Below are 22,119 nucleotides of genomic sequence, written 5' to 3' on the forward strand. Positions count from 1 at the left end.
CCGGGGCGAAGCTTACTATCAACGAGAAAGCCTACGGCAAGGCCTTGTCGCTAGCAGGCCGGAAAGGCGACGTAACCAGCTGCCCTAAGAACAGCTGTCTAGTCGAGATGTCATTAGCTTTTACCACAAGCTCTACCACCTCGAAAACGCCCTCCGGATGGCGAAATCCGACTTGCAGGCGCGACCAATCCTCCACCGTACGCCACACGCTATCCGTGTCCACTTGACGGTTGTGATGGCGGCTTTAGCCAGGCCAAAGCACATGTACCTCACAAGTGGCTTGACCGCGCCGAAACTCGCGGACTAAACCAAATTGTGAAAGTCAGGTAAAAGTCATCAGTCTTTCTATGGCGGGTGTTACTTGCCGGCGCAGCTCCGTACGGCACGCCCTCATAAGAAGAAATGTCGCCCGATTGTCTCACTTTGTTAGACCTCTACCGACTTGCGAGATGCATTTATGTCCCATGTACTGGGAAAACACGCCTTAAGATCGCCACGAGCATGCCCTATGCTTACCAGGAAAGCACGAATCCCCGCGCACAATCTCTTTTGAGACCGCGGCGGGGGTGGCTACTGAGCCCGGAGTGGGTACCTACTTATGGCAGGAGAGCCCGCAGCTGAGCCGGGAGCAGCGGCTTAATGAACGACAGCGCGGCGGCCAGGATGCCGAGAACCGCGACGATGGCGGCGATTCCTGCTCCGTCGATCGAAGACAGACCGTGTTCGCCACCGGGCTTATTCGAGTCGTAGTTTTTACCGGCGATGCACGCCTCCAGCGCCTTCTTCAAGTTATTGTTGGCGGTGAACCTCTTCTGTTTCTCCTCCAGCGCGCTCTTCAAGGCCGCCTTCTTCTCCTCGTCAAGTCCGGGCTTATCCAGTTCCTGTTTATCCTTCTCTATTTCCGCGCTAAGGGCAGGCAGCTGTTTGTCTAGGAGGGTCGCTTTAAGATGAGCAGCGTAGTCCTTGTCGATCTTTGCCGGCGGAGTCAAGCCTATCAAGCCAGCTTCTTCTTCAGTGACCTTAATGGTGCAGGTCTTATCATCATTGACCGTGAGAGTCATGGCATTCGCCGGCGCAACAACCGCACCAGAGGCGACGGCGACGGCAGCGAAGGACGCGAGTGAACGCTTGAACATAGGAATCTCCTTGGAAGAGTAAAAGGATGAGACTGCCGCGAGACAGCAGTGCTAGCCGTATTTTATTGATAATTGCCGGCCGCTGTCAAAACGCGAAACGGCGAAAGATAACGCGATTTTATCCCTGATACCCCAGGAGCAAACATCTCGCTCACAGACCATGACTTTTCACCCGTAGGTGGATTTATGCCAGGGGTTTCAAGCAACCCGGGGCATAAAAGACCGAGCCGCAGTCAGGACGGCTGGGCTTGGCGTGAGCACCCGACTTTCACAACAAATCCCGTGTTTTCTGGGCCCTAACGCTGTGGCCTGGGGTTATGCTGTGTTGGAAAGGCGTTTTTGCGGACTAAGGCCGAATCCGGCTTGACTTTCCTGATGATGAGGACATGCGTGTGAGTGCCGAAACAATCTATGAAGCTTTCTATCTTGAGCCAAAAGGCCGACTTAAAGACCTAGGACTCTCACTGCCCAGTGGGCGGACTAAACGCCGTACGCGCACTAGCGTGCGCGAACAGTCACCCCGCAGACGCTTTGTTGATGAGTTCTGTTCCATTGACCAGCGCCCAGCAGAAGCTAATGACCGGGCTGTACCTGGCCACTGGGAAGGGGATCTCATTTTGGGCAAAGAAAACAAGTCAGCCGTTCTCACACTGCTAGAACGCACAACACGGTTTAGCGTCCTAGGTCATTTACCTGGGCGTCATGATGCTCAGTCGGTCCTAGACTCGCTTAAAGACACCGTCCAAAGCCTAGATCAGCCGATGCGGTCTTCGATCACCTGGGATCAAGAAAAACGAAAAGAAGGCCTGACACCTCAATCGGAATCAGACCTTCTTGGCGTTATTTATTTAGGCAGAAGCCTCAACTGCAGCCTGCTCAGCCGGAACGATGTTCACGATGCGGCGGTTGCGCTTGATAGCGAACTCAACAGCGCCTGCCTCGAGTGCGAACAGGGTATCGTCGCCACCGCGACCAACGTTCTCACCTGGGTGGAACTTGGTGCCGCGCTGACGCACGATGATCTCGCCGGCCTTAACCTGCTGACCACCGAAGCGCTTGACACCGAGACGCTTGGACTCGGAATCGCGACCGTTGCTGGAGCTGGAAGCACCCTTCTTGTGTGCCATGTGGTTTTCCCTCCTTCAGGGATGTAATAGCCGGTTAAGGCTTACTTGATACCGGTGATCTTCAGAACGGTCAGCGGCTGACGGTGGCCCTGACGCTTCTTGTAACCAGTCTTGTTCTTGTACTTCAAGATGTCGATCTTCGGGCCCTTGCCCTGCTCGACGATCTCAGCGGAGACGGAGACCTTCTCGAGGTCAGCAGCCTTTGCCTTAACGGTGGCGCCATCGACGAGCAGAACCGGGGTGAGAGCTACGGACGCACCCGGCTCACCCTCGATCTTCTCGACCTTGACGAGGTCACCTTCAGCAACCTTGTACTGCTTTCCGCCGGTCTTGACGATCGCGTACATAGAGGGTTACCCCTTATCTAAACTCGGCTCAGAAGCAGCAGGGTGAGCCACTTCTGAATGAACAATTACTTATTGCGTTTATACCTGGCGCTCACCTGCAGGAGCCCGCGTGAAATCCGCGACCCGACCCGCCGAGGCGCATTCGTGGTCTAAACAGCGACTGTCAAAGACTACCCCGCCACGGGCAGAAAATACAAACCGCGTATTTTCTGCCCCGCGTGGCGTTGACCTACTTTGCGCTGCGCCGTGCTACGCGGCGTCGCCCGCGTGTTCCCACCTTCGGGGTTTCGGCCGCCTCTGGCTTCTTGTCTGCTTTCTTGGCGACCTTTGCCTTTTCCTTGGGCTGAGCTGCGCTTTCCGACGTCTCCCCTGCCCCATTCTGGGGTGCCTTCCGGGCGACGACCTTACGCACAGCACGCTTGCGACCACGGCGGATTACCTTAGTTTCCTCTGTCGGCGTTTCCTCTGTTTTCACCTGCTCGGCTGCAGCCTGTGGAGCCTTAACTGTGGTGTGGCGAACTGCCCTGCGGCGACCGCGCGCACGCTTTGCTGCCGCCTTTGGTTTATCCTCTGCCCTCTGCTCCGGCTTCACTTCCTCGGAGTGGTGCTCAGCCGGCGGTAGGAAGTCCTGCGGCTGCGGGCGGTGATCCGAACGCGAGTTGCCACGGGTGCGACGCTTACGACGCGGGGAGGCCTCGAACTCAGCTACGGCTTCCTCGTAGGTCTGCTCAGACTTCCGCGGCTCAGACTTCCGCGGCTCGGACTTCTGGGGCGCGTTGGTGCGGGCACTGCGACGGCGGCCACGGCCGCGAGAGCGCTTTGCGCCCTCGTTTTCGCGCTGCTCCTTTTCTTGATTTTCAACCTGTGCTTCTACCTGAGGTTCCTCGTCGGCGACGTAGGAGTTGAACTCGGCGACGTCGTCAAGCTCAGCTGCATTATCGGCAGCTGCATAGCCGATGCGGGCGATGTCATCCGCGGAGTCCTGTTGCTCCTTGTATGTGTGGCCCTCTTGGCGGTTAGAACGGCGGGAGCGGCGGCCGCGGCGCTGCTTACGGTTGTTCTCCTGAGAATCGTTGTGCTCGCGCTTTTCGTCTTTGTCATCGTTGACAATAATGCCGGCGACGAGATCCTCGATGGAGGTCTTCTGTTCCACATGAGACTCAGCGTCGTTGGAAGCTGCCGCGCGGGCTTCCTCGGCTTCCTCGTGGCGGTGCATGGCCACGGCAGCTGGGTGCTGCTGGGGATCGTGTTCTGGCTTGCGGCGCTCGCGACGCGGACGACGACCCTTGTGTTCGTGGGCGTCATTTTCCTGCTCTTCATCCACTGGGTACTCGTGGATGATGATTCCTCGGCCGTGGCACGCCTCGCACTCAGTGGAAAAGGTCTCGATGAGGCCAGTGCCCAGGCGCTTACGGGTCATCTGTACCAGGCCCAAGGAAGTGACCTCCGAGACCTGGTGGCGCGTGCGGTCACGGCCAAGAGCCTCCTTGAGGCGGCGCAGGACCAGCTCCTGGTTTTCAGGCAGGACCATGTCGATGAAGTCGACGACGATCATGCCGCCCAAGTCACGCAGGCGCATCTGGCGCACAATTTCCTCGGCTGCCTCCAGGTTGTTGCGGGTGACTGTCTCTTCGAGGTTGCCACCGGAACCGGTGAACTTGCCGGTGTTGACGTCGATAACGGTCATCGCCTCAGTGCGGTCGATGACGAGCGTACCGCCAGACGGCAGCCACACCTTACGGCTGAGCGCCTTGTGCAGCTGCTCGTCGATACGGTAGGTCACGAAGGCGTCCTCGCCACCGTGCTCGCGGGCATCGTACTTCTCCACGCGGTCGGCCAAGTCGTGGGCCATGGAATCAACGTAGGCGCTGACGGTGTTGTAGGAACGGCGACCATCAACGATGAGCTTGGTGAAGTCCTCGTTGAAGAGGTCACGGACGACCTTGACCAGCAGGTCCGGCTCTTCGTAAAGGGTGACCGGCTTGGCGCCCTTGGTGGACTTCTCATGATCGGAGCGCTTGGTGATGTCCTCCCACAAGTTGTGGAGACGGTTCACGTCAGTTGCGATTGCTTCCTCTGACACGTTCTCCGCAGCGGTACGGATGATGGCGCCGCCGTCACCCGGGATGACGCGCTCGAGGATGCCCTTGAGGCGCTTGCGCTCAGGGACAGGCAGCTTGCGGGAGATACCTGCGCTGCGGCCACCGGGAACGTAGACCAGGTAGCGGCCTGCCAGGGAAATCTGGGTGGTCAGACGTGCGCCCTTGTGGCCGATTGGATCCTTAGCCACCTGAACCAGGACTTGGTCACCGGACTTGAGTGCGTTTTCGATCTTGCGTCCGCGTCCGCCAAGGCCCGCGGCACGCCAATCCACCTCACCAGCGTAGAGGACGCCGTTGCGTCCCTGTCCGATGTCGATGAAGGCAGCCTCCATGGAAGGCAGGACGTTTTGTACGCGGCCCAGGTAGATGTTACCAATGAGCGAAGCTTGCGCCTCGGTGGTGACGAAGTGCTCGACGAGGAGGTCATCCTCGAGGACGCCCACCTGGGTGATGATGCCGGCGCCGTCGGTGCGCTCCTTGTCGCGGACGACCATAGTGCGCTCAACAGACTCGCGACGTGCGAGGAACTCTGCCTGGGAGACGATGTGCTGACGCACGCGGCCCTTCTCGCGCAGCTCTGCGCGACGGCGACGCTGCGCCTCAATGCGGGTAGAGCCCTTGATTGCCTTTGGCTCTTCGATGAGCTCTGGCTCATCGGTGTTGGTGCGAGCGTCTTGGCGTGAATCACTGCCGCCGCGACCGCGGGAGGTGCCACGGCTGCCACGACGGCGTCCGCCACCGCGGGATTCTTCCTTGTGAGAGTCGTCGCCTTCGCGGTCGTCGCGGTCGTCGCGACTGTCTTCGCGCTGCGCACGCGGCGCTGGCTTCTCAAGCTTCGGCGCCATGAAAATCGGTGCGAAGTCGTAGACTTCCGGCTCGTCGTCCGGCATCGGGGTGATGACTGGGGCGTAGTCGTCCTCGTCGAAGTCATCACCGGCCTCTACGAGGGCTTCATGCAGCTTCTCGACGTCGACAGTGCCCGTGTCCTGCTGAACCTCACGGTCCTGGCGTGTCTCACGGTCCTGGTGCTCCTCACGCTGCTCTTCGGCGGCGTCGACAAGCTCTGCCTCGACTTTCTCCTCGATCTGGGAGATCTCGTTCTCGACATTCTTGCGAACGCGGTTGCGCAGCTTCTCGTCAGCAGTGGGGTCTTCCGTCTGCTCCTGAGCAGCCTTCTTGGTGGATTTCTTGACCGCGCGCTTCGTGGTCTTCTTAGCTGGTGCTTCTGCAGCAGCGTCAGTGTCCTTGGCCAGAGCGGCCTTGGCGATGATGGCGTCGAAGACTTGGCCAATCTCTTCTGGGGTCAGCGAGGACTGAGCGACCTTCTTGAGCCCGAGCTCTGCGTACTCGGCAGCGAGCTCTTTGGAGCTCAAACCGATTTGTTTGGCCACGGTGTGGAGGCGGGTCTTCGCGGCGAAGCTAGCCCTGTCTACTTTTTGGGCAAATGCTGCCGCCGCGGAAAGCGGGTTTTCAGTTGTAGTTTTTGCGTTTTCGTTCTTCTTGGTTTCAGTCTTTTTAGTCGCCATGCGGTGACGTTCTCCTGACAAAATCAGCGGCACAATCCCCGGGCGCAGGCAACAAGATTTCTGTAACTGTTGTTTCAAACGTCTACTCGTTACCGCCGCCGCACGAGGGAGCCGGAATGTATGGTGCTTTATTTAGTTTTCTTCCGTCCATTCTGGCACAACTTTGCTCTCGTCTGTGCTTTGCCGAACGCTCTTGTGATCTATCCTGTTGACCATGGCGGAAATCGATGAGCGCACTGGGGGGCCTGAGGAAGGCGCAGACGCCACTGCGGAAGTCGCCAAACCTGTGGACACACCGCACACAGTGGCGCAGGCACGAGCGCTTAATGAACCATCAATCAAAGATTTGTTCATCACGAGTGTTCCCCTGTCGCTGGCCTTTGCGCTCTCAAGTTCCGATCTTCCGCATTACCCCGGCCAGTACGTGTTGGTAGGTATTTGCATCGTCTCGGCGGTTGCCGCGGGCATCAACGTTGTTCGCAAAAAGCCGAAGCTCATTCAGGCCACGCCCGAAGAATTCAAGTCGGGCGACTACTCTTCGCTTGCGTACATCGGGCCGTTTCTTCCCATTGCACTGCCACCCATCCTGTGGGGTATGGACGACCTTGGGCTCCTCCCAGATGTGACCGTCTCCCCTATCCTTTTGAGCGTCGTGAAGGCAATCTACTTGGTCCCGGCCTTCTCCCTAGGCGCGTGGGCAAGTATGAATGGCCCCTACCGCGTGGGGCGCAGGAGGATCCGCACGACTTTGGAGTCCACGTCTCTTGAGGGAATCACTGTCACCACGCTCGATGCGGTGACAAAGCATGCAGACATCATTTCGTGTCTTGTGGCCGCAGGTGCGGTGGAGGGAAACATGGTGACCGCGGCACGCCTCACCAAACTGTTGGGTGTCACGCCAGCATTGGAAGAGCGCCTACGCGAGCTGGAAAAGGTCGGCGTGGTGAAGCTGCGCGGTGTGCGCCATTCCGATAACACTCGCACGTGGGATGTCACGCTGACCGAGTTGGGTGTGCGGAGCATGTATGAGGCGCGGAGGCGTTAGTTGGGGGCTGGGGCCGCTAAGGCTTGGGCCGCGCATTTTGCCAAATAGTGCGCTGAAATGGGGTGGTTTTGGCGGCATATTTGGCAAATTGCGCCAACGCGGTGCAAATACGGCATCAGCGAAAGAGAAAGCGAAAGAGAGGGGACGCCAAGCACGAGGAAAGCCCGCACTCGCCAAGCGAGTGCGGGCTAAAAAGCTAGATGCTTTACAGGTTCGGGAACCAGATGGAGATCTCGCGCTCTGCGGACTCTGGGGAGTCGGAACCGTGGACGACGTTCTCGCCAACGGTCAGAGCGAAGTCACCGCGGATGGTCCCCGGGGTGGCCTTGGAAACTGGGTCGGTGCCGCCGGCCAGCTGACGCCACGCCTCGATGGCGCGCTCGCCCTCGACAACGCCGGCAACGAGCGGTGCGGAGGTGATGAAGTCAACGAGCTCGCCGAAGAATGGCTTGTCCTCGTGCTCTGCGTAGTGCTTCTTAGCGGTAGCCTCGTCTGCAACGCGCAGATCCATAGCAACCAGCTTGAGGCCCTTGCGCTCGATGCGGGCAATGATCTCGCCGATGTGGCCGTTCTTAACGCCGTCCGGCTTGATGAGAATGAGTGTACGTTCAGTCATGGGTGACATAGTACTAAAGCAATGGCGCATCGTCTTGCGCTAGGGGGTTTAAGTGAGCTGTCGCACGATTTCCTCGGCGTGCTCGTATCCCACCCCTTTAAACCACAGCTGAACTTGCTTGACCGCCGTGCCAAACTGACCGTTGTCAAGCAGGCGGCGAAGCTCCTCACACCGGGATTCGTCAAGGTCTTCCACAGAGACCGCAGCGGCTGGCTTAGCCGATTGCATAAGCCCCAGAACGAGGAACACGGCTGCAGCAACGAGGGCCACGAGGGGCGCCCACGGCTGGCCGGTCATGGCACGCAAGATGAGGGCAGCGATGCAGCCCAAGGCCGCCAATGCGAAGTAGAGATAGCGCATGGTTGCTCAGTTTACGGCGAGACTAGCCGCGGCGCTGCGGGAGCGTGGCGTCGCCAGCAAAGAACTTGGGACCAATCCACAGCATCACGTAGACCAAGGCCACGAGGACGGGGACCTCTACCAAGGGACCCACCGTACCAGCGAGGGCTTGGCCGGAAGCCGCGCCAAAAGTGCCAATGCAGACGGCGATGGCCAGCTCGAAGTTGTTGCCGGCGGCAGTGAAGGACACGGCAGCCGCCTGCGCGTAGTTCATGCCGCTTAGCTTGGCCGTCACCAGCGCCACGCTAAACATCACCACGAAGTAGAGGAAGAGTGGAATTGCCACCTTCACCACGGACCATGGTTCAGAGGAGATCTGCTTTCCTTGCAGGGCAAAGAGCAGGACGATGGTGTAGAGCAAGCCGATGAGAGCCAGCGGCGAGATGCGTGGGATGAAGACGTCGTTGTACCACTGACGCCCCTTGAACTTCTCCCCCAGGATGCGGCTTAGCACGCCTGCCAGCAGGGGGATACCGAGAAATAACAGAACTGAGGTCACAATCGCCCAAAAGCTGAACTCGGCGGAGGTGGTTTCAAGGCCCAGCCAGGAAGGAAGAATGTGGAGATAAAACCAGCCCATGACACCAAACATGAAAACCTGGAACACGGAGTTGATGGCCACCAGCACTGCGGTGGCTTCGCGGTCGGCACAGGACAGATCAGTCCACACCAAGACCATGGCGATACAGCGGGCAAGGCCGACGATGACGAGGCCGGTGCGCAGCTCGGCGTCGTTAGGCAGGAACAGCCACGCCAGGGTGAACATCACCAGCGGGCCCACCAGCCAGTTGAGAATGAGCGAGACCGTCATCAAGCGCTTGTCGGCCGCGATTTCAGCAGCCTTGTCATAGCGAACCTTGGCCAGCGGCGGGTACATCATGACGAGGAGGCCAAGCGCGATGGGAATGGAGATGCTGCCTACCTTGACGCTATCGAGGGCGTCGGAAAGCCCCGGCGAGGCATTGCCTAACAGAAGACCGAACCCCATCGCGAGCAAGATCCACAACGGCAGGAAGCGGTCAAGAATTGACAGTTTCACGGACATTTTCTCCGCGGCTTGAGTGGTCACAGCATACCTTTCATATCGATTCCTATCGATATGAACATAAGCCGTTCTATCGACAGTCGTCAATATATAATGGGTGCATGCCCTCCCTCAACCAAGAATGCTGCGCACTGGGCGCGAATCCGCTAACTGCCGAAGAAGCGCAGAAGTACGCCCAGCTATTCAAAATATTGGGCGACCCCGCCCGCCTAAGCCTGCTTTCCCAGCTGGCGACGGAAGGCTGCGGACCAGTCAGTGTCAATGACCTCACCAAATCTAGCGGGCTCAGCCAGCCCACCGTATCCCATCACCTAAAGAAACTCACCGAGGCCGGACTGCTCACGAAGGAACGCACCGGCCGCACCGTCACTCATACAGTTGTGCCCGCAGCCTTTGCAGAGCTGCGGGCAGTGCTCGACCTAGGTTAGTCGCTCCAGCCGGCACAAACAGCGGCACCCACAGACCCCTCCACCAAATGGGACTTATGCAATTTCCGTAAAGGTACCCCTTTGCGCCACCCCCACCCCACACTAAGGTTAGCTTTACCTACGTTAGGTGTGCTTAATTTATTCACGCCAGTGAGATCCATTTTCGGCTCTTCCCACTGACACTTTAAATTTTCATCTTCGTTCTCTCCCAAGGAGGATCAATGACTTCTCGCCGTGGCACATTTCTCGCCGCATTAGTGACAGCTTCTCTTATTCCGCTTGCGCCACCTGCTCTGGCTATCCCCGCCACGGACGGCCACCTGACCTGGGGAATCCGCGCCAGCTTCAACAACTACACCGGCGGTGCCACCTTGGTCAAAGATGGCGCCACGCGCAAAGGCAACGCTTTCGAATTCGAACTCACCGACCTCACTGTCGATAAGGCAGCGAAGCGAACCGAAGCGCAATTCAACGGCACGGTGGTCTACCGAAAGTACTGCAAAAACGCATCGAACCCGCTCGAAGGCCACTGCGACCTCGATCTCCACTTCGAGGATCCCAAGGTCGTGCTCGCTCCGGAAGAGTCGTATCTCGAAGCGACGGTCAGCTCACGCCAATACCTCTCCGGCACTACCTTCGCCCCTGAAAAGCCGGTAAAAATTGCGAAGCTCCAACCTCAATCGGCAACGCTGCGAGAAGCCAACGGCCGCGTCGATTGGTCGAATATTGCATCGACGCTAACCCCCGAGGGAAACACCATGTTCAGCGAGTTCTACACTGAAGGCGAAGGCCTCGACCCAGTCTCCTTGAGCTATGCCGGTGAGGCCGCTCCGCTCAATACGTCTGGGCCAACGCTGTCTACCGCGAAATGGGACTCGAAGGCAAAGTACGACGATGGCGTTCACCAGCTTTTTGAAGCCGGCCAGAACATCATCGTCTCCATGCCCAAGGGACACGGTTTTGCGCTCCTCAACTCGGAGCTTAAAGAGCTCGCTTCCCGCCGCGCAGCCACGACCGACCGCAACATCGTGACCTTCGATTCCCAGCATTCGGTGCTTTACTACGGCGAGGGCAACGACTTGAAGGCAGTGGACGTCACCGCTGATTCATTGTCCGAGCCACGCACCGTCTTCACTGCTTCCCAGCCCATCTACGCCGTGGGATACCACCCAGAGACTGACACCGTAGCCGCAGTAGCTACCGGCAAGAACGGTTCCTTTACCAGCGCAACTTTGGTCACCGGTACCAAAGGTTCGTTCCACGAAGCAGGGCTTCCCGACGCCGCGCAGCTCTTTGGCGATACCCCAGCTTCCGGCGGCGACGGCGCATGGGGCAATATCATTAGCACCAAAGACAACGCGGAACTCGTCCCCATGGAAGATGGAACTTTCTTGTACAACGGTGCCGTTGACATCATGCTCGACAACGAGGACAAATCCGCGAAGGGACTGCTCTATTCAATCAAGCCCTCCGCTACTGAGGTCGGTGACCGAGCAAAGTTTATGAAGGGCTCACGCCACGGCGACAACACTTTGTACATGAACTCATTGGTTAGCGATGGCTCCACCATCTACCGCTTCGACAAGAATCCGAACCGGGCCTCCGCCGTGGCACAGATCCTGCGCTACGATGCTGCCCAGCGCGATGTAGTAGCCGTAACCGAGCCCACGCGCTCAGTGCTCCCGGGCTGGGCGTCGCTAGCTTTCGACGCCGAAGGCACGCCGATTCAACAAAATGGCGCAACAGGGGATCTCAACTGGCTCAAGCCGGGAACGTTTGAGACCACTGCTTCCTTCACCCTTCCAAACGGCCGCGAAACAACCAACGTGGCCAATGGCTCATTCATCGCCCGCAAGGACGGAGCCATTTTTGTCCCCACCCTCGATGAATCGCGCGGAGATTATGAGGAGTATTATGTGCTGCGCCGCGTGGATACTGCGGCCAAAGAACCGGCCCCGCAGCCGGTACCCCCAGCTGAAAGCTCCCCGCAGCCAACACCTCTAGAAAAGACCAAGAAGCCTTCGCCTTCCTCTTCAGCAGGGACTCCTCTCGCAGTACTGCTAGGCCTCTTTGCGGCAATCGCCGTTGCAGTCGGTGCTATCAAGCCGCTGCACTCATTCCTTCTCCAGGTCCAGCGAACGCTGGGGCTTTAACCAGATAAAGCCTGGTTATGCAAGCAAAAGACGTCCTGCGTGAATCCTTGAAGGACACGTAGGACGTCGTCTGTGCTTAAACTCGCAACACTTAACTCGACTTATTGAGGTGCTGCGTAGTGAGGTAGCCACGCTTCATGCGCTCGACGATGATGCCGCGCATGTAGGAGGCCATCAGCCACAGCAGGCCGAAGATAATCATGATGGCGGCGATGGACCAGTGGATCATAAATCCTAAGACGATTGCCAGCACGTGCAGCGCAATCATGGCGTTGACGATCCATGGCTTGTTCATGAACGCGAAGCTCATCAAGAGAATCACGGCCATGCCGATGACCACCGAGTAATTGAAAGGCGTCCACAAGGTGCCGTCATAGAGCTTGTAGAGCAGCGGCAACGCGAGTACCAGCGTGAGCAACTCCATGGTCAGGGAGCTGGCCACAACCATTCCGCCGAACTGCTTCAGCGGGTCCTTGACCGGGGCCTCACCTAGGCCAAGGGGGCTAATTTCCTCAGCGGGGACACTGTTGGGCACCCTGTTGGGCACACTGTCGCGGCGAGAGTCACTCATGCGGGATCCTTTCCAAACATCGCGCGGGCGTCGCCAGCGGTGACGACTGAACCCGTGATGACGATACCTGAGCCGGACTGAACTTCCGCATCCTCCGCAAGCTCCACTGCTTGCGCGTAGGCGCCGGGCAGATCAGGCTCCACGTAGACGCGCTCCTCGCCGAAGATATCGCGAGCAAGTTCCGCAAGCTCATAGGCATCACGTGCACGAGGCGAAGAATTCTGCGTGATGACAACCTCCGTCAGGTAAGGCTCCAACGCGGTGAGGATGCCTTCGGCGTCCTTGTCCTCGAAGATGCCGAGCACGCCGATGAGACGTGCGAAGTCGAAGTCGCGATCCAGTGCCGCACCCAACGCCTTGGCGCCGTGCGGGTTGTGGCATGCATCGATGAAGGTCGTGGGGCTGGTGCGCACGCGCTCTAGGCGGCCGGGCGAAATAGCCTTGGCAAAACCAGTGCGCACGGTGGCAATATCGAGCGGTTTGCCAGACGATGCCCCGAAGAAGGCCTCGACCGCAGCCAGCGCCACGCCCGCATTCTTGGCTTGGTGCTCGCCGTGCAGCGGCAGGAAGACGTCCTCGTAGAGGCCGCCCAAGCCCTGAATGTTCAGCTGCTGGCCGCCGACCGCGATGCGGGACTCCAGCACGGCGAACTCGCTGCCGGAGCGCGCCACACCCGCGCCGACCTCCACCGCGCGGTTCAGGATCACCGTCATGGCTTCCTGCTCCTGCTCGGCGATGATGGCGATGTTCTCACGCGGGGCCAACACATCGTCCGCATCGACGTCGCGTGCCTTGATGATGCCGGCCTTCTCCCCCGCGATCTCGGCGAGGGTATCGCCTAGGTAGTCGGTGTGGTCCAAGCCCACCGGCATGATGACGGAGACCTCGGCGTTGACCACGTTGGTGGCATCCCAGGTGCCGCCGAGGCCGACCTCGACCACGGCGACGTCGACAGGCGCATCAGCGAAAGCCGCGTAGGAAATCGCCACGAGCACCTCAAACTTGGACATCGGGATGTCGGACTGCGCGTCCACCATCTCCACATAAGGCTTGATCTCATTCCAGATACGCACGAAGTCACGCGGGTGAATCGGGCGGCCATCGATACCGATGCGCTCGGTGACCAGCTGCAGGTGCGGGCTCGTCACCAATCCGACGCGACGGTGGAAGGCGCGCAGCAAGGAGTCGATAATGCGGGAAGTCGAAGACTTGCCATTCGTGCCCGCGACATGGATGACCTGGAAGGACTTCTCCGGGTTACCCAGCAAATCCATCAACGCCTGGATGCGTTCCAGGCTCGGAGCGATCTGGGTTTCGGGCGCGCGGGCGTTGAGCTCGGCGTCGACAAGCGCTAGCGCTTCCAGTTCCTCCGGGCTGACCTCGATGGGAGCGGCTTCCTCGTACTCGTCTGCCGCGCCCATGCCGAGGTTTAGCTGCAGGCCGGACTCCGTGATCTCCACGGGTCCGCCCTCAGTGCCCTCCTGCAGGGCGTCGACGAGTTCGTATTCCTCACGATCTTCTCGCTTGCTCACTACTTAAGTGCCTCCAAGCGTGCGGTGATGCGGTCGACTTCTTCCTGCGCCACCTGCTGGCGGGTGCGGATCTTCTCCACGACCTCATCCGGAGCCTTGGATAGGAAGGATTCATTAGCCAGCTTCTTGCCGGTCTGCTCGAGCTCCTTGTTAGCCTTGGCCAGATCCTTTTCTAGGCGCTTGCGCTCTGCCTCAACGTCGACTGCGCCGGAGGTATCCAGTGCGACCTCGACGGTGCCCTGGGACAGGCGAACCTCGATGGAGGCGGACGCGGTGAAGTCCTCGCCCGGAACCGTGGTGTTAGCAAGGTTGCGCACCAAGTTCTCCTGGCCAGCCAGGTCAACGGAGGCGAAGTCCAGGCGGCCTGGAACCTTCTGCGAAGGCTTCACGCCCTGATCAGAGCGGAAGCGGCGCAACTCGGTGATGAGCTTGTCGGCGTCCGCGATGCGGCGTGCGGCAACCTCGTCGGTGGCCACGCCACCGTTGGTATCAGCCGCGGTTGGCCACGGGGCAATCACGATTGACTCGCCGCCGGTAAGTGCCTTCCACAGGACCTCGGTGACGAAAGGCATGGTCGGGTGCAACAGGCGCAGGACGACGTCGAGGACGCGGCCCAAGACGATCTGGGTGTTGTGGCCGGTCAGCCGCTCCGCGTCTGACGTTTCTGCCGCATCGAAGTCGCGCGGAATCTGGGACTTGGCAATCTCCAGGTACCAGTCACACAGCTCATCCCAGATGTAGTGGTAGAGCAGCTCATTAGCCTTGGAGAACTGGTAATCGTCCAGGTAAGCGTCAAACTTGACGCGCACCTCTTCGGCGCGGTCCAGGATCCAGCGGTCAGCGTCGGTCAGCTCCTCGCGGGCCGGCAGCTCCGCCACGCCAGCGCCGTTCATGAGCGCGAACTTGGTGGCGTTGAACAGCTTCGTGGCAAAGTTACGCGAAGCCGCAGCGGCGTCGGAGCCCAGCGGCAGGTCGACACCCGGGTTGGCGCCACGGGCCAGGGTAAAGCGCAGGGCATCCGCACCGTAGTCGCGTACCCAGTCCATCGGGTCGATGCCGTTGCCCAGGGACTTCGACATCTTGCGGCCCTGCTCATCGCGAACCAAGCCGTGCAGGTAGATGTCGTGGAAAGGAATCTGTGGGCGGCCATCGCGCGCGGAGCCATCACCAGCGTTGAGCAGCTCTGGGGTCTGGACGCCAGCGAAGGTGCCGAACATCATCATGCGGGCGACCCAGAAGAACAGGATGTCGTAGGCGGTAACCAGCACGTTGGTTGGGTAGAACTTCTCCAGGTCCGGAGTCTTTTCCGGCCAGCCCAGGGTGGAAAATGGCCACAGCGCAGAGGAGAACCAGGTGTCCAGCACGTCCGGGTCCTGCTCGTAGCCTGCTGGCGGCTCCTCGTCAGGGCCGACGCAGACGATATCGCGGGTGGTGTTGCCCTCGGCGTCGGTGGTCTCCGGGCCGTACCAAATTGGGATGCGGTGACCCCACCACAGCTGGCGGGAGATGCACCAGTCGTGCATGTCATCGACCCACTCGAAGTAACGCGGCTCGAGGGAGGTCGGGTGAATCTTGGTATCGCCCTCGCGCACTGCGTCGCCGGAGTACTTGGCCAGCTTTTCTACCGCCACGAACCACTGCAGGGAAAGGCGCGGCTCGACCGGCTCGCCGGAGCGCTCCGAGTGGCCCACGGAGTGGACGTAGGGGCGGATTTCCTTGACGATGCGACCCTGCTCGGCGAGAGCTTCACGGATGGCGACTCGCGCTTCCTCGCGGGTCAGGCCATCGAACTTGGTGCCGGTGTTCGCGATGTGACCGGTGGAGTCCATGATGGTCGGCATGTCCAAGTTGTGACGCAGGCCCATCTGGTAGTCGTTCGGGTCGTGGGCCGGGGTGATCTTCACAGCACCGGTACCGAACTCCATGTCCACGTAATCATCAGCGATGACCTTGAGCTTGAGATCCTCGCGGAAGGGGTGAGCAAACTCCTGTCCCACCAGGTCCTTGTAGCGCTCGTCGTCGGGGTGGACAGCAATCGCGACGTCGCCAAGCATGGTCTCTACGCGTGTGGTGGCCACGATGAGGTGTGGCTCGTCGTCGTTTAGCGAGCCGTAGCGGATGGACACGAGCTCGCCCTCGACGTCCTTGTACACGACCTCAATGTCAGAGACCGCGGTCTCCAGCACCGGGGACCAGTTGACCAAGCGGTGTGCCTGGTAGATCATGCCGGCGTCGAAAAGCTGCTTAAAGATGGTCTGGACCGCGCGGGACAGGCCCTCATCCAGGGTAAAGCGCTCGCGGGACCAGTCCACGGAGTCACCAATGGCACGCATCTGCTTCTGGATGGTGCCGCCGTATTCTTCCTTCCATTCCCAGACCTTGGAAATGAATTCCTCACGCTCGTAGTCCCAGCGCTTCTTGCCCTCGGTCTCCTTGAGCTTGGCCTCGACCTTGGTCTGGGTGGCGATACCCGCGTGGTCGGCACCCGGCAGCCACAGGGTGGCATAACCTTGCATGCGCTTGCGGCGAATGATGGAGTCGATGAGGGTGTGGTCTAGGGCGTGGCCCATGTGCAGCTGGCCGGTCACGTTGGGTGGCGGCAGCACGATGGAATAAGGCTCTGCCTCGCTGGTGGCATCCGGGGTGAAGTAGCCTGCTTCCACCCAGGACTCGTAAAGGTCCTTTTCTACCGCCTGCGGCTCCCAGGACTTCGGAAGCGCGTCAGCACGGTTAGTGCCTACTAGTTGCTCTTTATCTACAGCGTTGTTCTGCTCAGTCACCCGGACAAGTCTACCCTGTCGGTCAACTGGCTTTTTCACCCCCATTGGGCGAAAACGGCACCGCGGGCGCCGACGGCTGAATACATTGTCTGTCATGTCTTCACATTCTGGAACTTCCCCGGCGCGCCTGCGTACTCGTTTCTTTGCCAAGGCAAAGGCTAAGGGCGCACCCTTTTCTTGTTTGACCAGCTATGACTGCATGACCGCCGCGGTATTCGATGAGGCGGGAATCGACTTGCTTTTGGTGGGCGATTCCTTGGCCAACGTGGTTTTGGGCCGCGAGACCACGCTCTCGCTGACCATGGAGGAGATGATTCCGCTCACGCGCGCGGTGGTTGAGGCCACCTCCCGCAGCTTCGTGGTGGTGGATCTGCCTTTTGGTTCCTATGAGGAATCCCCGGCGCAGGCTTTGCGCTCGGCGGTGCGCATGCTGAAGGAGACGGGCGCGCAGGCGGTCAAGATTGAGGGTGGCAAGGAGATTGCGCCGACGATTTCCGCTTTGGTTGCCGCGGGCATTCCGGTGTGCGCGCACATCGGGTTCACCCCGCAGTCGGTGCATGCGCTGGGTGGTTTCGTAGTGCAGGGCCGTGGCGAGGCGGCGGGGCCTTTGCTTGCCGACGCCCAGGCTGTTGCCACCGCAGGCGCCTTCGCCGTGGTCCTGGAGATGGTTCCGGCTGAGCTCGCGGCGCAGGTGACCAAGGAGGTCTCCATCCCCACCATCGGCATCGGCGCGGGCAATGCCTGCGATGGGCAGATTCTGGTCTGGACCGACGCTTTTGGCATGGGCGCGGGCAAGACGCCGCGCTTTGTGCGCCAATACGCGGACTTGCGCACCGTGCTTTCCGACGCCGCCCGCGCCTATGCCGCCGACGTGGCTGAGCGTAAGTTTCCAAACGAGGCAGAGTCCTTTAGCGACTCTGTGAAAGAAGGTTAAGTAACCGTGCAGGTATTCACTACTAAAAAAGAACTCGTTGAGTTTCGTGCGCAGCAGGATGGTCAACGCCGCAGCGTGGGTCTCGTGCCCACGATGGGCGCGCTGCATGCAGGCCATGGCTCGCTGATTAAGGCGGCGCGGGAAGCTAACGACGTCGTCGTGGTTTCAGTCTTTGTCAATCCGCTGCAGTTTAGCGATTTGGGCGAGTGCGACGACTTCCGGAACTATCCACGCAACGTGGAGGCAGACGCGGCCTTCGTGGAATCACTAGGCGCCGATGCTGTCTTCGCCCCGAGCGTGGAGGAGATGTACCCGAGTGGCACCCCGCTAGCGTGGGTACGCACCGGGGCCATGGGTGAGGTGCTGGAAGGCGCCTCTCGGCCAGGGCACTTCGACGGCGTGGCTACGGTGGTCTCGAAGCTGTTTAATCTGGTGCGCCCCACCCGCGCATACTTTGGGCAAAAGGATGCCCAGCAGGTAGCGGTGCTGCGCCGGATGGTCGCAGACTTGGACTTCCCCGTTAAGCTGGTGGCTGCGCCCATCGTGCGCGCAGCGGATGGCTTGGCTGAGTCGAGCCGCAACCAGCGCCTAAACGACGCCGAGCGTACGCAGGCCCTTGCACTCTCGCAGACCCTCTTTGGCCTGCGGGACGGCAATTTCAACTCCGTGGAGGAAGCGTCCAAAGCCCTAGATGCAAGCGATGGCGTGCGAGTGGATTACCTCACGGTGGTGGATCCACAAACGCTTAAGCCGGTGGACGTTAGTGCCCGCCCGGCTCTAGCGCTGGTTGCCGCACACGTGGGCCCGGTGCGGCTTATCGATAATCTCGAGCTCTAGCCCTCTTACTTGAGAAGGTGCTGGACTGCCTCACGCTCGGAGCGCAGCTCCTCCACGTTGGCCTGGATGCGCTCCTTTTGGAAATCGCTGAGTTCCAGCCCCTGGACGATCTCCCAGGTTCCGTTCTTGGCCACGGTGGGGAAGCCGAAGATGAGGCCCTCGTCCACGCCATAAGAGCCGTCAGAGACTACGGCTGCGGTGCGCCAGTCTTCGGTGCCGTGGATCCAGTCATGCATGTGGTCCACCGCTGCGGAGGCAGCAGAGGCAGCGGAAGAGTGACCGCGCACCTCGATGATCTCTGCTCCACGGTTAGCCACCTTGGGGATCATCTCGCCGGTGTACCAGTCCTGATCCACTTCCTCGTTGACGTAGGTGAGATCTGGGAACTGGGTGGCGGAGTGGTTGCCCCATACGGCAACCTTGGTGAACTCAGCGGTGGGGCGGCTCGTCTTGAGCGAGAGCTGGCTCAGGGTGCGGTTGTGGTCCAGACGCATCAACGCGTTGAACTGGCTCGGGTCAAGGTCCGGCGCGCTGTTTGCTGCGATGAAGGCGTTGGTGTTTGCTGGGTTGCCCACGACGAGCACGCGGACGTCGCGTGCAGCGTTGTCGTTGATAGCCTTGCCCTGGACCGTGAAAATGGCACCGTTTGCCTCAAGCAAGTCGGCGCGCTCCATCCCCTTGGAACGCGGGCGTGCACCAACCAAGAAGGCAGCCTTGGTGTCCTTGAAAGCTACGTCCGGATCATCGGTGACGGTGATGCCGCGCAGAAGCGGGAAGGCGGAGTCGGCCAGCTCCATGGCAACGCCCTCTGCAGCGCCGACGGCCTGCGGGATCTCCAACAGCGCGAGCTCTACTGGGGTGTCCTTGCCGTAGACGTCGCCAGCAGCAATACGCCACAAAAGTGAGTACGCAATGTTGCCGGCTGCACCGGTGACGGTGATCTTCACTGGTTGATTAGCGGCCTGGGTCATGTTCAGTCCTCCTAAGGAAAAGCGGTGCCAGAAATGGCGTTCTTCAATCCCCACACTAGCCCTCTTTTGCCCGAACATGTCGTGGACAACTCCCCTCTTTCGGAGTCATCCTTAATCACAATTTCCACCAAACTACCCCCGAATGTCCCGCAGTTCGCGACTTTATTCTTACTTGAATCTCGGAAATGTTTGTTTTTCGGCACTATAGGAGGAGGAAAAGAGAAGAATCTGGGAAAGATTCGTACTGACATAGGACATCAAGGACGTAAAAATTATGACCATGGACGCCACTGATTCGGCTTCGACCGATTCCGTCGGCACCGCCGAACTCTCAGGCTCCGTCGAGCGAGTCATCGACGTAGCCATCGAGCAGTTTTCTGAGTTGGGTTTTGCTGACGCAAAGTTGGACAATATCTCCCGCCTCGCTGGCATGTCCAAGCGCATGATCCACTACCACTTCGGCGACAAGAAGGGGCTCTACCAGCAGGCTCTGAGCACGGCCGCGCGGCGCCTCAACCCGCCGGCGGGTTCTCTCGACATTGATTCAGCCGTCCCAGTAGAAGGCGTCCGCACGCTAGTTGACTGGCTGTTCAAGCAGCACGTTGAGCACCCTGAAGCAATCCGCATGATGACCATGGAAACCTCCACAGGCGCTTTGGAGACGGGCCAGGCGCTCATCGACGTCTCTGAAGTCTCCCTGCACCTCGACAAGCTACTCATGCTGGGTCAGGATTCCGGTGCGTTCCGCCCGGGTATTTCCGCCAATGACATCTTCACGCTCATTGCGTCGCTAACGATGTACCGCGTAACCAACCGTTCAATGATGCAGAACCTGCTGGATATCGACATGCACAGCCCAGAAAACACCGAGGGTATGCACCGCATGGCAGTCGACGCAGTCTTGGCCTTCCTCACCGCAAACATCCCGGACTCGGGGTACAGCTCTTATCTGTCCACGGGAGCCTCGGTGGAAGACAACGACTCAATCCCACAAGATATCTACTCCAGCGACGAAGACCAGAGCGGGTCTGACATCTACACCTAAACCTTTGCTCTTTAGCTTTATGCCTAAAGGGCCGCAGATCTTAAGTGATCTGCGGCCCCTTAAAGCCATCTGCCCTTAGGCGGATTCCTTTTCAGCGTCGGTGTAGACAAAGCTTGGCTCATCTTCGCCCTTCACGCAGGCCTCGGTGATGTGGACCGCAGTGATGTCTTCGCGGTCAGGCAATTCGTACATGATGGGTACCAGCAGCTCTTCCATGATCGCGCGCAGACCACGTGCACCGGTCTTACGCTCGAGCGCGAGCTCCGCGATAGCACCCAATGCCCCGTCCTCGAAGACGAGCTCCGCGCCGTCCATCTCGAACAGGCGCTGGTACTGCTTGACCAGTGAATTCTTCGGCTCGACCAAGACCTTGACCAAGGACTCGCGGTCAAGGTTATCCACGGTAGCCACGATGGGCAGACGGCCGATGAACTCAGGAATGAGGCCAAACTTCACGAGGTCCTCAGGGCGAACCTCGGAGAAGAGGTCGAGCTTCTCGCGCTCGTCCGCAGTCTCCAGCTTGGCGCCAAAGCCCACGCCCTTCTTGCCCACGCGCTCCGCGATGACCTTATCCAGGCCTGCGAACGCACCGGCGACGATGAAGAGAATGTTGGAGGTATCCAGCTGGATGAACTCCTGATTGGGGTGCTTGCGCCCACCCTGCGGCGGAATCGCAGCGACGGTGCCCTCGAGGATCTTCAGCAGCGCCTGCTGCACACCCTCGCCGGAGACGTCACGCGTGATCGAGGGATTCTCAGACTTGCGGGAAATCTTGTCCACCTCGTCGACGTAGATGATGCCGCGCTGTGCGCGCTCCACATCAAAGTCCGCCGCCTGGAGCAGCTTGAGGAGGATGTTTTCCACGTCCTCGCCCACGTAGCCCGCCTCGGTAAGGCTGGTTGCGTCCGCAATGGCAAACGGGACGTCGAGCATGCGCGCCAGAGTCTGCGCCAGGTAGGTCTTACCGGAACCGGTGGGACCAAGCAGCAAAATGTTGGACTTAGCAATCTCTACGTTCTCATCTTCGACCTTCTTGCGGCGCCCTTCAAGGCCCGCGGTCTCTTCTACCTTGATGCGCTTGTAGTGGTTGTACACAGCCACTGCAAGCACACGCTTAGCCTGATCCTGGCCTATGACGTACTTGTCGAGGAAGGAAGAAATCTCCGACGGACGGGGAAGTTTTACTTCCTTGTCCGCGGTCTCAGCAGCCGCAGCGGCGCCGAGCTCTTCTTCGATAATCTCGTTGCACAGCTCAATGCACTCATCACAGATGTAGACACCGCCGCCGGCGATGAGCTTTTTCACCTGCTTCTGGCTCTTGCCACAGAAGGAACACTTGAGCAGGTCAGCGCTTTCTTGCATACGTGCCATTAAGGTCTTTCCACTCGCTTTTCTTCAACTTGAGGTGGGCGGATTCCGATGCGGAGAGTACTCGTATCCTGCACACCCAGAAGGCGCGTCCCACAGATATCTCCACCTTAGTAAATCAACACGACACGACCCTCATTCATTCCTCCGCGTGGCG

Annotated in this window: 18 protein-coding genes and 1 pseudogene; 7 read left to right on the top strand and 12 right to left on the bottom strand. The window is 59.6% G+C overall.

Features of this window, described 5'->3' with window-relative positions:
* Positions 1-596 precede the first annotated feature (596 nt).
* Positions 597-1,136 (bottom strand): hypothetical protein, encoded by a 540-nt coding sequence (locus HMPREF0308_RS11385; protein ID WP_005531746.1) that lies wholly within the window; start codon positions 1,134-1,136, stop codon positions 597-599.
* Between the two features lie 386 nt (positions 1,137-1,522).
* On the opposite strand from HMPREF0308_RS11385, the pseudogene HMPREF0308_RS13420 reads away from it, so the two are divergent.
* Positions 1,523-1,912 (top strand): annotated as a pseudogene (locus HMPREF0308_RS13420) (IS30 family transposase); the annotation flags it as partial.
* A 72-nt stretch (positions 1,913-1,984) separates the two neighbouring features.
* Here the strand turns inward: HMPREF0308_RS13420 and rpmA are convergent.
* The 3 genes from rpmA to HMPREF0308_RS11400 form a co-directional block, all read right to left on the bottom strand.
* Positions 1,985-2,263, bottom strand: a complete 279-nt coding sequence (gene rpmA, locus HMPREF0308_RS11390) for a 50S ribosomal protein L27 (protein WP_005531747.1) — start codon at positions 2,261-2,263, stop codon at positions 1,985-1,987.
* Between the two features lie 41 nt (positions 2,264-2,304).
* On the bottom strand, positions 2,305-2,610 hold the full coding sequence (rplU, locus tag HMPREF0308_RS11395; protein ID WP_005531748.1) for a 50S ribosomal protein L21: 306 nt from the start codon (positions 2,608-2,610) through the stop codon (positions 2,305-2,307).
* 229 nt (positions 2,611-2,839) lie between these two features.
* Positions 2,840-6,238: an Rne/Rng family ribonuclease gene (locus HMPREF0308_RS11400; protein ID WP_005531750.1), complete on the bottom strand. Its 3,399-nt coding sequence runs from the start codon at positions 6,236-6,238 to the stop codon at positions 2,840-2,842.
* A 214-nt stretch (positions 6,239-6,452) separates the two neighbouring features.
* On the opposite strand from HMPREF0308_RS11400, the gene HMPREF0308_RS11405 reads away from it, so the two are divergent.
* Positions 6,453-7,283, top strand: coding sequence for a hypothetical protein (locus HMPREF0308_RS11405; RefSeq protein ID WP_005531751.1), 831 nt, complete (start codon positions 6,453-6,455; stop codon positions 7,281-7,283).
* A gap of 205 nt (positions 7,284-7,488) precedes the next feature.
* Here the strand turns inward: HMPREF0308_RS11405 and ndk are convergent, their stop codons facing one another.
* Genes ndk through arsB form a run of 3 tightly spaced genes read right to left on the bottom strand, consistent with a single transcriptional unit; the run spans position 7,489 to position 9,343 of the window.
* Positions 7,489-7,899, bottom strand: coding sequence for a nucleoside-diphosphate kinase (ndk, locus tag HMPREF0308_RS11410; protein ID WP_034657564.1), 411 nt, complete (start codon positions 7,897-7,899; stop codon positions 7,489-7,491).
* A gap of 48 nt (positions 7,900-7,947) precedes the next feature.
* Complete coding sequence (locus tag HMPREF0308_RS11415; RefSeq protein ID WP_005531755.1) at positions 7,948-8,259, bottom strand: hypothetical protein; 312 nt, start codon at positions 8,257-8,259, stop codon at positions 7,948-7,950.
* A gap of 22 nt (positions 8,260-8,281) precedes the next feature.
* Positions 8,282-9,343 carry an ACR3 family arsenite efflux transporter gene (gene arsB, locus HMPREF0308_RS11420; protein ID WP_034657565.1) on the bottom strand — a complete coding sequence of 354 codons (1,062 nt, stop codon included), beginning with the start codon at positions 9,341-9,343 and terminating at the stop codon, positions 8,282-8,284.
* A gap of 101 nt (positions 9,344-9,444) precedes the next feature.
* On the opposite strand from arsB, the gene HMPREF0308_RS11425 reads away from it, so the two are divergent.
* Together HMPREF0308_RS11425 and HMPREF0308_RS11430 are read left to right on the top strand one after the other, a co-directional pair.
* The gene (locus tag HMPREF0308_RS11425) at positions 9,445-9,771 is read left to right on the top strand and encodes an ArsR/SmtB family transcription factor (protein ID WP_005531758.1); all 327 of its coding nucleotides are present in this window, start codon (positions 9,445-9,447) and stop codon (positions 9,769-9,771) included.
* Between the two features lie 221 nt (positions 9,772-9,992).
* The gene (locus HMPREF0308_RS11430; RefSeq protein WP_005531760.1) at positions 9,993-11,924 is read left to right on the top strand and encodes an HtaA domain-containing protein; all 1,932 of its coding nucleotides are present in this window, start codon (positions 9,993-9,995) and stop codon (positions 11,922-11,924) included.
* Positions 11,925-12,015: 91 nt separating this feature from the next.
* Here the strand turns inward: HMPREF0308_RS11430 and HMPREF0308_RS11435 are convergent, their stop codons facing one another.
* Genes HMPREF0308_RS11435 through HMPREF0308_RS11445 form a run of 3 tightly spaced genes read right to left on the bottom strand, consistent with a single transcriptional unit; the run spans position 12,016 to position 16,852 of the window.
* Positions 12,016-12,495 carry a DUF4233 domain-containing protein gene (locus HMPREF0308_RS11435; RefSeq protein ID WP_005531762.1) on the bottom strand — a complete coding sequence of 160 codons (480 nt, stop codon included), beginning with the start codon at positions 12,493-12,495 and terminating at the stop codon, positions 12,016-12,018.
* Positions 12,492-14,027, bottom strand: a complete 1,536-nt coding sequence (gene folC / locus HMPREF0308_RS11440) for a bifunctional tetrahydrofolate synthase/dihydrofolate synthase (protein ID WP_005531764.1) — start codon at positions 14,025-14,027, stop codon at positions 12,492-12,494. The genes HMPREF0308_RS11435 and folC overlap by 4 nt, the downstream gene beginning before the upstream one ends.
* Positions 14,027-16,852, bottom strand: coding sequence for a valine--tRNA ligase (locus HMPREF0308_RS11445; RefSeq protein ID WP_005531766.1), 2,826 nt, complete (start codon positions 16,850-16,852; stop codon positions 14,027-14,029). Before HMPREF0308_RS11445 ends, folC begins: the two co-directional genes overlap by 1 nt.
* Before the next feature lie 49 nt (positions 16,853-16,901).
* Here HMPREF0308_RS11445 and panB point away from each other — a divergent pair, with 49 nt between their 5' ends.
* Both panB and panC read left to right on the top strand, forming a co-directional pair.
* The gene (panB, locus tag HMPREF0308_RS11450; protein WP_034657568.1) at positions 16,902-17,741 is read left to right on the top strand and encodes a 3-methyl-2-oxobutanoate hydroxymethyltransferase; all 840 of its coding nucleotides are present in this window, start codon (positions 16,902-16,904) and stop codon (positions 17,739-17,741) included.
* Between the two features lie 6 nt (positions 17,742-17,747).
* On the top strand, positions 17,748-18,578 hold the full coding sequence (gene panC, locus HMPREF0308_RS11455) for a pantoate--beta-alanine ligase (protein ID WP_005531771.1): 831 nt from the start codon (positions 17,748-17,750) through the stop codon (positions 18,576-18,578).
* A 5-nt stretch (positions 18,579-18,583) separates the two neighbouring features.
* On the opposite strand, the gene HMPREF0308_RS11460 is transcribed toward panC, so the two are convergent.
* Positions 18,584-19,549, bottom strand: coding sequence for a malate dehydrogenase (locus HMPREF0308_RS11460; RefSeq protein ID WP_034657569.1), 966 nt, complete (start codon positions 19,547-19,549; stop codon positions 18,584-18,586).
* A 274-nt stretch (positions 19,550-19,823) separates the two neighbouring features.
* On the opposite strand from HMPREF0308_RS11460, the gene HMPREF0308_RS11465 reads away from it, so the two are divergent.
* Positions 19,824-20,594, top strand: a complete 771-nt coding sequence (locus HMPREF0308_RS11465) for a TetR/AcrR family transcriptional regulator (RefSeq protein ID WP_005531774.1) — start codon at positions 19,824-19,826, stop codon at positions 20,592-20,594.
* A 75-nt stretch (positions 20,595-20,669) separates the two neighbouring features.
* On the opposite strand, the gene clpX is transcribed toward HMPREF0308_RS11465, so the two are convergent.
* A complete protein-coding gene (gene clpX / locus HMPREF0308_RS11470) occupies positions 20,670-21,965 on the bottom strand; it encodes an ATP-dependent Clp protease ATP-binding subunit ClpX (protein ID WP_005531777.1) in 1,296 nt (431 codons plus the stop codon).
* Between the last annotated feature and the right edge of the window lie 154 nt (positions 21,966-22,119).

Source organism: Corynebacterium striatum ATCC 6940 (assembly GCF_000159135.1).
Taxonomy (GTDB): Bacteria; Actinomycetota; Actinomycetes; order Mycobacteriales; family Mycobacteriaceae; genus Corynebacterium; species Corynebacterium striatum.